A 12,156-nucleotide genomic window follows, 5' to 3' on the forward strand; every position below is an offset into this window, starting at 1 on the left:
GACCCCGGATCAAGTCCGGGGTGACGAGGGTGGGAATGTCCACAAATGGCCATTTCCGGTCGCTTTCGCCCAACCTTCATCCTTCATGACTCCAGCCACCGCAGAGCTTCCGCTTCATTCTCGAAAAACAGGGCCGATGTCCCCAGCATCAGCCTTTTGATCTGCAGCTTGAGCAGTACGGATTCGGGCAAGAGGATGCCATATTCCCTGATCTGGGCGGCATAGTTCCCAATGATCCCAGCAAAACTGTCTATCACCATCTGGGACTGAACAGTGCACGCCTGCATGTCCAGCAGAACCCTGTCGATTGGCGACGCTCCTGCGGATGCGGCGGCGCGTTGCCGCAGCGCCGCAAGATAGCATTGCACGGCCGTCCCATCCCAAAAGCCTCGAAAGATGACACGGACCGACCTGGGCGTATGCCCCGCTACAAACTGGAACCATTGTTCTGACATGCACCCCTCCTGCCCGATCAGTTCGCTTATGTCGGTCGTTTAACAGGCAACTGCTGAGGTCGGCAAAGGTCGCATGCCGTCCGACAGCTTGCCCGTTCCGAACCGGACCGTCGCCAATGGCGTGGCCCTTACGCGAATCAGGACCGCTTATGGCTGGCCGGGGTGGTTTGCGGACTGGCAGCTTACGAGAGACAAATGAAACAAAACAGTCAGCCAACTTCGCCGTGGCAAGCGACTTGTAGGAAATTCTTGGAATTTAAATCGTATTGCACATCTATGAACTTGCATCCCCCATCGTGCGCGCCGGGTAACATCTGGTAGTCCTTAATCCAGCGTTGCTCGCCCGCAATCAAGCCTTTGGGCGGCAGGCAAAATTGTGATGCGCCTTCGCCATTCTCCTTCCTTTCAATTTCTTTCTCCTCTTCGCAAAGCCTTTGATCGGGCTTGGAAGGCAACAGGTAAATCGCGACAACCTTATTGTCCGGCGCATAAGCGTAAACCCGCGAATAAGCACGGAGCGGATATGCATCGGTAGGAAGCTGAATTTGACGTTCGATAGCAGAAATCACTCTCGATTCTCGGCTATACTCATTGCATCCCGCCAATCCCAAAGCTGCGGCAATAAAAATATACCATCTCATACAAGCATGATGGCAGCGGTTGAGTGCGCCAGCAATGCCCGCTTTCGAGGCCCCATTTACGGCGATGGACGGCAATAAATGGTCGAAACCCGACCCACAGCTTTCCCCTGTCCTACAGCCCCCAAACCGCGCTATGGCCAAAACGGCTCTTTGAAATAGGAAAATACGCAAAGAAATTGCGCTTTTCCGCATATTCCATCGTGTCACCTATGTCACCCTGATCCAACAGATGACCGTGACCATTTCTCGTCCCCGCAAAGAAAAAGGGCGGAACCTTGCGGCCCGCCCTCTTCTATATCCAGACTGACGACGCGCCTCAGTAAACGCGCGCCTTGGGCTTGATATATTCCGCTTCATCCGTGAGCGTATAATCGTGCACCGGACGGTAATCGAGGCTGACCTTGCCGCCCTTGCCGCCCCAGCCTTCGAACCAGCTGATGGTGTGCTTCATCCATTCGGCGTCGTCGCGGTTCGGGAAATCCTCATGCGCATGGGCGCCGCGGCTTTCCTTGCGGTTTTCCGCGCTGACCATGGTGCAGACCGCCTGGGACATGAGATTGTCCAACTCCAGCGTCTCGATCAGGTCGGTATTCCAGATCAGCGAACGGTCGGACACACCGACATCCTGCATGCTCTGGTTGACCTGCGCCATCTTGGTGACGCCCTCGGCCAGCAGCGCGCTGTCGCGGAACACGGCGGCATGCTTCTGCATGGTGTGCTGCATTTCGAGACGGATTTTCGCCGTGGGCGAACCGCCCTTGGCGTTGCGATAATGGTCGAGACGCGACAGCGCCAGATCGGCCGCATCGGCGGGCAGCGGACGGTGCGAACCGTTCGGCTTGATCGTTTCCTTGAGGTGCAGACCGGTCGCGCGGCCGAACACGACAAGGTCGATCAGCGAGTTGGAACCGAGGCGGTTCGCGCCATGGACCGACACGCATGCCGCTTCGCCGACCGCATAGAGGCCCGGCACCACGACTTCCGGATCATCGCCAACCTTGGTCACCACCTGCCCATGATAGTTACAGGGGATGCCGCCCATATTATAATGAACGGTCGGCGTGACGGGCAGCGGCTGGCGGGTGAGATCTACGCCCGCGAAAATCTTACCGCTTTCGGTGATGCCCGGCAGACGCTCCGCCAGCACCTTGGGATCGATATGATCGAGGTGCAGGAAGATATGGTCCTTGTTCGGACCCACGCCGCGCCCTTCGCGCATTTCCATCGCCATCGAGCGCGACACGACGTCGCGCGACGCCAAGTCCTTCGCGGAAGGCGCGTAACGCTCCATGAAGCGCTCGCCCTCGGAGTTGGTCAGATAACCACCCTCGCCGCGCGCGCCTTCGGTGATCAGCACGCCCGCGCCGTAAATGCCGGTCGGGTGGAATTGCACGAACTCCAGGTCCTGAAGCGGCAGACCCGCGCGCAGCACCATGCCGCCGCCGTCGCCGGTGCAGCTATGCGCCGAAGTGGCGGAGAAATAGGAACGGCCATAACCGCCGGTCGCCAGCACGACCGCCTTGCTGCGGAAGCGATGGATCGAGCCATCCTCCAGGCAGATCGCGATGACGCCCCGGCATTCCTTGCCGTTGGGGCCGTCTTCCATGATCAGGTCGATGGCGAAATATTCGATGTAGAAGTCCGCGTCATATTTCAGCGACTGCTGATAGAGCGCGTGCAGCATGGCATGGCCGGTACGGTCGGCGGCGGCACAGGTGCGCTGCACCGGCGGGCCGGCGCCCATATTCTGCATGTGGCCGCCGAAGGGACGCTGGTAGATGGTGCCATTCTCGTTGCGGCTGAACGGCACGCCGGCATGTTCCAGCTCGATCACGGCCGCAGGCGCTTCGCGCACCATATATTCGATCGCGTCCTGATCGCCCAGCCAGTCCGACCCCTTGACGGTGTCGTACATGTGCCAGGTCCAGTGGTCGGGCGAGTTGTTGCCAAGGCTCGCCGCGATGCCGCCCTGCGCCGCCACGGTGTGCGAGCGCGTCGGGAACAGCTTGGTGATGCAGGCGGTCTTCAGGCCCGCTTCCGCACTGCCCATGGTGGCGCGCAGGCCCGAGCCGCCAGCACCCACGACGACCGTGTCGTAGGTGTGGTCGATGATCTTATAGGCTTCGCTCATTATTTGACGATCCCCGTGAAGGCGATCTTGGCGATCGCGAAGACGCCCGCGGCCGCGCCGCCAAAGGCATAGAAGTTCAGCAGCAGCATGGAGAGGAAGGCCAGCCCCTTGTCATGGACATAGTCCTCCAGCATCACCTGCATGCCCAGGCGCAGATGCCAGAAGATGCTGACGATCATCAGCATCAGCGGCACAGCGACCAGCGGATGGGCGATCCAGTTGTGAACGCTCTGATAATCGAGCCCCGGCAGGGCGATCAGGCTGAACAGCAGCCACAGCACCAGGAGCAGGTTGCCGACGGCGGTATAACGCTGCGCCAGCCAGTGATGCGCGCCATGACGGGCCGAGCCCAGACCACGGACGCGGCCGATTCCGGTTCCGTTACCCATCAGAATTTCCCCGTGCAGATGGCGGCCCAGAAGGCCAGCGTGGCGAGCGTCGACAGGACGAAGGTCAGCAGCGACCACATCTTGTTGTTCTTCAGCTCATAACCCGCGCCCATATCGAGTACGAAATGGCGGAGCCCAGAAAAAAGATGCTGGAAGAAGAACCAGCTGAGGCCCGCCATCACCAGATATCCGATAGGCGATGTCGCGCATTTGACGAAGGTCGCATAGGCCTCCGGCCCGCTTGCGGCGGCCATCAGCCACCAGACCAGACCCAATGCCCCCGCAGTTGCCAGACCGTTGCCGGTCACGCGGTGCATGATGGAAACGGCCATTGCTGGCCCCCATTTCCAGATCGTCAAATGCGGCGAGAGCGGCCGGCTCGTGGTTCGCGCCATATCTTCCCTACGTCCCTGATGTTTGTCCCTCGAGTCCCGTCCCCTTAGGAGCGAACCGCCAAGAGGGCAAGCCGCCCTGATCCGACGGCGGACGGATAAGGGGGGCAGGCCGATGCCGACCAAGATGTCGACTAAGAAGTGATTAACCAAATGGCGCTATCACCCGGCAGGACCAACGAGACGAATTTGGGGTTCTGCCACTCATGACTTCCGCCGCCATGCCCAAAAGCACCATCCTCGTGATGATGAAAGAGGTCGATCCGCATGGCGAGCTGGCGCAGAGCCTGCGCCAGATTCGCGATCTGGTGGGCGAAAATGCGACCGTGGCGGCGCGCACCTTCTATGACGCCTATATCGAACAGACGGGACTCAGGACAAAGCTCAGCCCCGCCACGCTCGCCAAGATCGAAACCGAAGCGCATGAATATGTGCGGCAGAAGCTCGGCTATTATGAAGCAGGCGAATGGGCGCTGTCCTCGGTGGCCTGCGTCCGGCACGCCCGCAAACAGGGCGCGCCGCTGCGCGCGGTGCTGATGCCGGTGGCGGCCGCCAACGGAAAGCTGATCGACCTGATCTGGGAGCGGGCGGAGGATGAGGCGACGCGTCGCCGCCTGATCCACCTCATGATGCATGTCGGCATGATCGACGCGGGACTGATGGCCAATGTCATCGCCGGCGACGAGGCAGAAGCCCAGCGCAACGAGCGCCAGCGTTTCGGCACCCTGTTCGAGCAACGGATCATGGGCGAGATCGACGGCGCCTCGCAACTGGGCGAATCGCTGCGCGAACAGGCCAAGGATGCCTCCGCCGCAACGCGCGGCATGCTGGGCAAGGCATCGGAAGTCGCCGCGGCGGCCGAACAATCCGCCCTGGCGATGCGGGAAGCCGCCCGCACCTCCGCCGGCCTGATCCGTGCGATCGAGGATGCCCGCACCGAAGTCGAAAGCGCCGCCGACGTCGCCCAGCGCGCCGCGCGCCAGTCGGGCGATGCGGTCGCCATGTCGGCCACCCTTTCCGAACATGCCAAGTCGATCGAATCGATTCTCGGCCTGATTCGCGACATTGCCGGGCAGACCAACCTGCTCGCCCTCAACGCCACGATCGAGGCGGCCCGTGCGGGAGATGCGGGCCGCGGCTTCGCGGTGGTCGCGCAGGAGGTCAAAAGCCTCGCCAATCAGACCGCCCGCGCCACGGACGAGATCGCCGGCAAGATCGCCGACATCCAGACATCGACCCGCCAGTCGGTCGAAACCAATGAACGCATCCGCGATACGGTGGGCGAAGTTCAGGTCAGCGCCGACCGCATCCGTCACGCCATGGACGCGCAGGCGCAGACCGTGACGATGATCACGGCCGCGGTAGACGAAACCGCGCTTGCGGCCGACTCCATGTCCTCGACCATCAGCGCGATCCGTCAGGACACCGAAGTCGTCGCCTCCGAAATCGACCAGCTCGAACGCGGCTTCATGAGCGTGGAAGGCAAACTCTCCGGCCTGCGGGCGGCATCCTCCGATTTCGGCAGGCAGGTCGCCTGACCGGCTCCACCGCCGCTTCCCCTCTCATCGCCAAAGGTCTAAAGGCTGCGCCATGACTGACGCCGCCCCCCTGTCCGCGCCAAGCGAACCCAAATCCCAAAGCTGGAAAGTCACCCTCCCCTGTACCCGCGCGGAAGCAGAGGCGCTGGACGGGGACATCGCCGCCTTCGCCCTGATGGACCGTCCGCCCGTGCTGATGACCAGCGAGGCGGAACCGGACAATGAAGACAGCTGGCGCCTCGATGCCTATTTCGAAGGCCAGCCCAGCGCCACCGCGATCAAGCTGCTGCGCAGCCTCGTCCCCAGCGCGGCGGGCGTGAAAGCCGAGGTCGAACAATTGCCCGACGAGGATTGGGTGACGCTGAGCCAGCAGGGCCTGGAGCCCGTCACCGCCGGCCGCTTCCACGTCCGCAACCTCGCCAGCGATCCGGAACGGCCCGGCCATGTCAATTTCCTGATCGAGGCCGGCCGCGCCTTCGGCACCGGCCAGCATGAAACCACGGCGGGATGCCTGCTGATGCTGGACCGCATGCGCCGGGTCGGCATGCGATTCGGCAATGTCGCGGATATCGGCACCGGCACGGGCCTGCTCGCCTTCGCGGCACTGCACCTCTGGCCCCGGGCTTATGCGACGGCATCGGACATCGATCCCGTCGCGGTCGGGATCAGCGCCGGAAATGCCGCCGCCAATGGCATTCCGACCGGAAAAGGCCAGGGCCAGGTCGCGCTCTGCGCGGCGGCAGGCGTGGATCACCCCGCCATCGCCACCCGCGCGCCCTATGACCTGCTGATCGCGAACATCCTGGCGGGCCCGCTGATCGAACTCGCCCCCTCGCTCTGCGCGGCGGTGGAGGACGGCGGCACCATCATTCTTGCCGGACTGCTCAGGGAACAGGCCGATGCGGTTCTTGCCGCCTATCGCGCCGAGGGCATGCGCCTTGCCGAGCGCGCGGACCGGGGCGATTGGCCGACCCTGCGCCTGCGCAAGCGCCCGCAAATCGGCTGGAAGCGCCCCACCCGCATCGACAGCAAAGCGCGCGGCGAAGCCCCCGGTTTTGGGAGCCTATGACGTCTGGAACGCGATCCGCAAAGCCCTTTACCAATGCTTTGCGATACCCTGATTTTCGCCTTGGACCCACCTTCAATCAAGGAGCCATCCCATGACCATCACCCGACGCGTCATCGTCCATGAAGGCCCGGGCGGCAGCTTCGAGAGCATGGCCGTATTCGACGATGCGGCCACGGCTCCGCGTCCTGGCATCCTGCACTTCCCCAATGTGCTGGGCACGAAGGAGGCCGATTTCGCCTATGCCGAAAAAGTCGCGGCCCTGGGCTACGCCGTCCTCGTCGTGGATGTCTTCGGCCAAGGCGAGCGCGCCAGCCGCGCCGATCCGGACCCTGGCCGCTACATGACGCCGCTCAACGACGACCGTGCCCTGCTGCGGGACCGGGTCAGCGCCGCCCATGCCCTGCTGAAATCCCTCAACGAGGTGGACAAAAACCGCACGGCCGCAATCGGCTTCTGCTTCGGCGGCAAATGCATGCTCGACCTGGCCCGGTCAGGCGCAGACATAGCCGGCGGCGTCAGCTTCCACGGCAGCTATCAAGCCCCGCCCTTCCCCAATGCGAAGATCACGGCGAAACTGTTGATCTGCCACGGCTGGGACGATCCCCACGCCCCGCTGGAAACAACCGTGGCGCTGGCAAAGGAACTGACCGGGGCCGGCTGCGACTGGCAGATCCACGCTTATGGCCATACCAGCCACGCCTTCACGGATCATGATGCTAACATGCCGGAAAAGGGCCTGGCCTATAACGCCGACGCCGATCGCCGCAGCTTCCGCTCCATGGCGGATTTTCTGAAGGACATCTTCGGATAAAGTTCATCCATCATATCAATGGAAGAGGGATGGGAATGACAGCCTCTCCCCCGATCCTTCAGAGGACCCGACGAGCGGTCAGGATTTTCACCGGCTGCTCCAGCATCTGGCCCTTCATCACGCCTTCCCCGGCCGTGGGCGATTTAGGCGCGGCGAGGATCGCCTTCACTACCTCCATTCCTTCGACCACATGGGCGAAGACAGCGAAACCCTGATTGTCCCCCGCCGCTTCGGGATGGGCGTCCATGCCCGGCATCTTGCCCAGCACGATGAAGAAATCACCGGTCGCGCTCCCCGGCGCATAGCGGGCCATGGAGAGAGCGCCATCGTCATGGGTGAGGCCCGTCAGGGTCGTCGGCTCGTGAGCGATCGGCGGCAGGATGCGCTTGGGATCATTCTGCGCGCCGCCCTGCACGAACCCGTAATCAGCCGTGCCGACGCCGCGATAGAATTGCGTGCCGTCCAATCGCTTCTGATCGACATAGCGCAGGAAATTGGCTGCCGTGACGGGAGCCTTGCCGACATGCACCGCGATGAGAATGCGCCCGGCGCCGGTATCGAGCGCAACCCGCACATCGGCAGGCGGAGCAGCGACCGTCTGTGCGGAGGCCGGGGCAAGGCAAAGAAAAGCGGCCAGGATAAGGGCGAGCTGTCGGATCATGGCGCGAAGCCTAATCCAAAGCCGCCCCTGTGTCAGCCTTCAAGCAGACGTTGCAGCGCGCGAATGTCGGCATCGATATCCGGGTTGCTCTGCCGCAATTCCTCGATCGTGCGAACGGCATGGATGACCGTGCTGTGATCCCGCCCGCCGAAAATCCGGCCGATTTCAGGCAGGGAACGCGGTGTCATCTTCTTGGCAAGATACATGGCCACCTGCCGCGGGCGAGCGACGGCGCGCGCGCGTCGCTTGGAACGCATTTCCGCCGCGTCGATCTTGTAATGCGCGGCGCAGGCCTTCTGGATTTCATCGACAGTGATGCGCCGCGCATTGGCGCGCACGGCATCGGCCAGCATCCCCTGCGCGAATTCCAGATCGATCGAGCGGCCGGTGAGCTGGCCATAGGCGATGAGCTTGTTGAACGCGCCTTCCAGCTCACGCACATTGGAGCGGATCGAGCGCGCCAGGAAATCGACCACCGCATCAGGCACCGGCGGATCGCCGGCAATGGCGCGCTTGGCCTCCAGGATCGCGAGACGCAGATCGAGTCCAGCCGGGCGGATGTCCGCGACCAGCCCCCCTGCCAGACGGGACAGGATTCGCGCGTCGATCGCGTCCAGCATCTGTGGCGCGCGATCGGCGGTGACGACGATGCGCGCGCCCGAATCGATCAGGTCGTTGATCGTGTGCAGAAATTCTTCCTGCGTCGATCCCTTGCCGGCGATGAACTGTATGTCGTCGATCAACAGCAGTCGCGCCGCGCGCAACCGTGCCTTGAACATCATCGTCTCGTTAGCGCGCATAGCGTTCACGAATTCCATCATGAACCGCTCGGCCGACATGTAGAGGACAGGCGCGGACGGGGAATGCCCCGAAAAAGTCCGGGCAATGGCGTGCAGCAGATGCGTCTTGCCCTGACCGGTGCCGCCGTGGATGAAGAGCGGGCTGAAACGCGGCTGGCTTTCGCCCGCTATCGACTGAGCGGCGGAAAAGGCGAGATGATTGGTTTCTCCCGTCACGAACTCTTCGAATCCATGACGCGGCTGAAAATTCGATGCCGACGCCTGGACGTCAACGGCGGCATCATTCGAAACGACGGTCGCTTCGGCCCGGTGCAGTTCCAGAACGCGCGGGCCGACCGCATTGGGCGCGCGTCGCAGCCGTACCTCCCGCACGCCCGCACCCGCGCAGCGCCACGCCATGCGCAGCCGGTCGCCGAACTGCCCGGACACGAAATTGGCCGTGAAGTCAGAGGCGAACAACAGGTCGAGCGTCTGCGATTCGGCGCAATAGTCGCCGAGCTGCGCCGCCTTCAGCCATTGGTCGAACATGCGCGCGCCAATGTCCCGGCGCAGGCCGGCGCGAATGGTCGCCCAGGCAGTCTCCAGGCGCGCATTTTGCTGCGTGTCCAGACCGCTCAAACTTCCAATCACTGCCGTAATATCCTTCATAAACAGTCGACCCCCATCAACTGCACCTCCATAGGCGGAGGCAATTCGAGACGCAGAAAGCCATTTCGGGAAAGCGCTGCCTTCCCAAGCTTCGTGCATCAACTAATCTTCTGACGGCCGCCGGAAATTCGATTCGAATGGCGGCCAGAGACTGAAAATAGACAGGCATTCTTCGCCGGATCAAGGGCGCGACCAGTCAAAAATGTGAAATAAAGCCGTTGACTCGTCAAACCCGCAGAAAAGGCCGGTTTAGAAAATTACCGTTCAATTTCAGATATTTAATTTAGAGCATCTGGATCGCATCGGCTCGAATCGAGACAGAATCGCCGGAAATCCGCGATTGGTCCAAAATGACCTTTTGGTGAATGAAACATGAAAAGCCCGCCCCGCATAGGCGGGGCGGGCGGACAATCGTTGACGAGATGAAAGGCTGCTTGGGCTTAGCCGAGCGCGCTGACGCGCTTCGTCAGGCGGCCGAACTTGCGGGCCGCAGTGTTCTTGTGCAGGACGCCGCGGGCGACGCCGCGGGCGAGTTCCGGCTGGACCGCCTGAAGCGCCGTGGTCGCAACGGCCTTGTCGCCAGCGGCGAGAGCGGCTTCGACCTTCTTCACCAGGGTGCGGATCCGGCTGATGCGGGCGCCGTTGATTTCGGCGCGGCGGGCGTTGCGACGGATGCGCTTCTTGGCTTGCGGCGTATTGGCCATTTACTGTCCTCGGTTCTCGTCAAATCTCGTGAAGGAGCCTGTCGGAATCGCCAACTGGCCCTGTGAAGGTGCGCCCCATACAGGGGATAGCAGGAGGCGTCAACCGCTGAGCACCGCGCTATTTCTGGCATTTCGGGCAGAAAAAGGTCGATCTGCCCCCGTCCACGCGACGGCGGATCGGCGTACCGCAGACACAGGATTCCCCTTCGCGGCCATAGACCCGCCATTGTTTGGAGAAATAGCCCAGTTCTCCATCGGGCCGGGCATAGTCGCGCAGGGTAGAGCCGCCGGCGACGATGGCGGCGGTCAACACTTCGCGAATCGCCTCGACCAGCAAAGTGAGCCGGGGGCGGCCGATCCTGCCCGCTTCGCGAGTCGGCGCGATGCCGGCCATGTTGAGCGCTTCGCAGACATAGATATTGCCCAGACCCGCGACGATGCGCTGGTCGAGCAGTGCCGCCTTGATCGAGGTCGTCTTGCCCCTGAGCGCGGCCGCCAGCGCGGCGGCGGTGAAGTCCGGGCCAAGTGGCTCGGGGCCCATGCGGGTGAACGGGTTGTAGCTTTCCCAGGCTTCGCTGCGGACCAGGTCCAGCGAGCCGAAGCGGCGGGGGTCGTTCAGGGCAAGCAGCCGCCCCGCCCCGGTTTCGATCAGGAGATGGTCGTGCGCGCCGATTTCCGTCGGGTCGATTCGCCAGCGGCCCGACATGCCGAGGTGGAAGATCAGCGTGTCGCCCCGGTCGGTGCCGATCAGGCCATATTTGGCGCGGCGGGACAGCGCGGTGACGGTGGCGCCGGTCAGGCGTTGGCGCAGGTCGACGGGAATGGGAAAGCGCAGGTCGGCGCGGCGCGGCTCGACGCGGGCGAGGACGGCGCCTTCGAGGACCGGGCGCAGGCCGGCGACGGTGGTTTCGACTTCGGGAAGCTCTGGCATCGGGACCTGGGTGGATTTGGGTGACATGGGTGACACGACAGAAGCGCGGGAAAGCGCCAGTTCCTGTTTTGCCTTCCAACGCTGCTGTAGCGCCTGGGCAGCGATGTAGGACAGCGAAATCTGGACGGCGCGGTCGCCGGACATTTTAGCTGATCTGGGGTGTTTCCCCTGTCCGGAAAAATGCTCTAGAGCGTGCCCGCATGAGTGAAACCGCTTCCTTTGGCTATCGCGATGTCGAAGCCGCCGAAAAGCAGGGGATGGTCCGGGCCGTCTTCTCCAATGTCGCGTCCAGATACGACCTGATGAACGACGCCATGTCGGTGGGCGCGCATCGATTGTGGAAGGACCAGTTCGTGAACCGCGTGAAGCCGCGCCGGGACGAGGCCATTCTCGACATGGCAGGCGGCACCGGAGACATCGCCTTCCGCATGCACCGGCATGGCGCCCGGATCACCGTGTCGGACATCAATCCCGAAATGCTGGCCGTGGGCATTGAACGGGCGAAGAAAAAGGGGCTGGAGGGCCTCATATGGTCGGAGCAGAATGCGGAGGAGCTGAGCTTTGGCGAGCGCGCGTTCGATGCCTATACGATCGCCTTCGGCATTCGCAACGTGACGCGCATCGACAAGGCACTGCGCGAGGCGCATCGGGTGCTGAAGTTCGGCGGGCGGTTCTTCTGCCTGGAATTTTCGACCACGACATGGCCGGGCTTTTCGGATGTCTACGATGTCTATTCGCATCGGCTGGTGCCCAAGCTGGGGAAGCTGCTGGCCGGTGACGAGGACAGCTATCGTTACCTGATCGAATCGATCCGGCGCTTTCCGCCGATGCCGGAATTCGAGCGGATGATCCGGGAAGCGGGGTTCGTCCAGACGAAGGTCGAGCCGATTCTGGGTGGGCTGGTCGCGATTCATTCCGGGTGGAAGATTTAATGGGGTGCCCGTTCATGGGCGTGGGGCGCCTGGGGCCGCCCCCTCCCCCGACTC

At 62.8% G+C, this 12,156-nt stretch carries 13 protein-coding genes; 4 read left to right on the forward strand and 9 right to left on the reverse strand.

Annotated elements, in window-relative coordinates:
* Positions 1 to 83 precede the first annotated feature (83 nt).
* The 5 genes from RUH75_RS17155 to sdhC all read right to left on the reverse strand — a co-directional run bounded on the left by RUH75_RS17155 (position 84) and on the right by sdhC (position 3,948).
* The gene (locus tag RUH75_RS17155) at positions 84 to 368 is read right to left on the reverse strand and encodes a hypothetical protein (protein ID WP_313808279.1); all 285 of its coding nucleotides are present in this window, start codon (positions 366 to 368) and stop codon (positions 84 to 86) included.
* A 296-nt stretch (positions 369 to 664) separates the two neighbouring features.
* Complete coding sequence (locus RUH75_RS17160; protein WP_313808281.1) at positions 665 to 1,096, reverse strand: hypothetical protein; 432 nt, start codon at positions 1,094 to 1,096, stop codon at positions 665 to 667.
* 316 nt (positions 1,097 to 1,412) lie between these two features.
* Complete coding sequence (sdhA, locus tag RUH75_RS17165) at positions 1,413 to 3,227, reverse strand: succinate dehydrogenase flavoprotein subunit (protein ID WP_313808283.1); 1,815 nt, start codon at positions 3,225 to 3,227, stop codon at positions 1,413 to 1,415.
* Complete coding sequence (gene sdhD, locus RUH75_RS17170; RefSeq protein WP_313808285.1) at positions 3,227 to 3,616, reverse strand: succinate dehydrogenase, hydrophobic membrane anchor protein; 390 nt, start codon at positions 3,614 to 3,616, stop codon at positions 3,227 to 3,229. Before sdhD ends, sdhA begins: the two co-directional genes overlap by 1 nt.
* A complete protein-coding gene (gene sdhC / locus RUH75_RS17175; protein WP_409592389.1) occupies positions 3,616 to 3,948 on the reverse strand; it encodes a succinate dehydrogenase, cytochrome b556 subunit in 333 nt (110 codons plus the stop codon). The genes sdhD and sdhC overlap by 1 nt, the downstream gene beginning before the upstream one ends.
* Positions 3,949 to 4,214: 266 nt before the next feature.
* On the opposite strand from sdhC, the gene RUH75_RS17180 reads away from it, so the two are divergent.
* From RUH75_RS17180 to RUH75_RS17190, 3 genes are all read left to right on the forward strand, one after another.
* A complete protein-coding gene (locus RUH75_RS17180; RefSeq protein ID WP_313808289.1) occupies positions 4,215 to 5,546 on the forward strand; it encodes a methyl-accepting chemotaxis protein in 1,332 nt (443 codons plus the stop codon).
* A 52-nt stretch (positions 5,547 to 5,598) separates the two neighbouring features.
* The gene (locus RUH75_RS17185) at positions 5,599 to 6,615 is read left to right on the forward strand and encodes a 50S ribosomal protein L11 methyltransferase (protein WP_313808291.1); all 1,017 of its coding nucleotides are present in this window, start codon (positions 5,599 to 5,601) and stop codon (positions 6,613 to 6,615) included.
* 91 nt (positions 6,616 to 6,706) lie between these two features.
* A complete protein-coding gene (locus RUH75_RS17190) occupies positions 6,707 to 7,426 on the forward strand; it encodes a dienelactone hydrolase family protein (RefSeq protein WP_313808293.1) in 720 nt (239 codons plus the stop codon).
* A 58-nt stretch (positions 7,427 to 7,484) separates the two neighbouring features.
* Here the strand turns inward: RUH75_RS17190 and RUH75_RS17195 are convergent, their stop codons facing one another.
* The 4 genes from RUH75_RS17195 to mutM all read right to left on the reverse strand — a co-directional run bounded on the left by RUH75_RS17195 (position 7,485) and on the right by mutM (position 11,170).
* Positions 7,485 to 8,087 carry a peptidylprolyl isomerase gene (locus RUH75_RS17195; RefSeq protein WP_313808295.1) on the reverse strand — a complete coding sequence of 201 codons (603 nt, stop codon included), beginning with the start codon at positions 8,085 to 8,087 and terminating at the stop codon, positions 7,485 to 7,487.
* 32 nt (positions 8,088 to 8,119) lie between these two features.
* Positions 8,120 to 9,535, reverse strand: a complete 1,416-nt coding sequence (gene dnaA, locus RUH75_RS17200; RefSeq protein ID WP_313808297.1) for a chromosomal replication initiator protein DnaA — start codon at positions 9,533 to 9,535, stop codon at positions 8,120 to 8,122.
* Positions 9,536 to 9,975: 440 nt separating this feature from the next.
* Positions 9,976 to 10,239 (reverse strand): 30S ribosomal protein S20, encoded by a 264-nt coding sequence (rpsT, locus tag RUH75_RS17205; RefSeq protein WP_192667763.1) that lies wholly within the window; start codon positions 10,237 to 10,239, stop codon positions 9,976 to 9,978.
* A gap of 118 nt (positions 10,240 to 10,357) precedes the next feature.
* Positions 10,358 to 11,170, reverse strand: coding sequence for a bifunctional DNA-formamidopyrimidine glycosylase/DNA-(apurinic or apyrimidinic site) lyase (mutM, locus tag RUH75_RS17210; RefSeq protein ID WP_313808344.1), 813 nt, complete (start codon positions 11,168 to 11,170; stop codon positions 10,358 to 10,360).
* A 200-nt stretch (positions 11,171 to 11,370) separates the two neighbouring features.
* Here mutM and RUH75_RS17215 point away from each other — a divergent pair, with 200 nt between their 5' ends.
* Positions 11,371 to 12,102: a class I SAM-dependent methyltransferase gene (locus tag RUH75_RS17215; protein WP_313808301.1), complete on the forward strand. Its 732-nt coding sequence runs from the start codon at positions 11,371 to 11,373 to the stop codon at positions 12,100 to 12,102.
* Positions 12,103 to 12,156: the final 54 nt, after the last annotated feature.

This window comes from Sphingobium sp., assembly GCF_032153725.1.
Classification (GTDB): domain Bacteria; phylum Pseudomonadota; class Alphaproteobacteria; order Sphingomonadales; family Sphingomonadaceae; genus Sphingobium.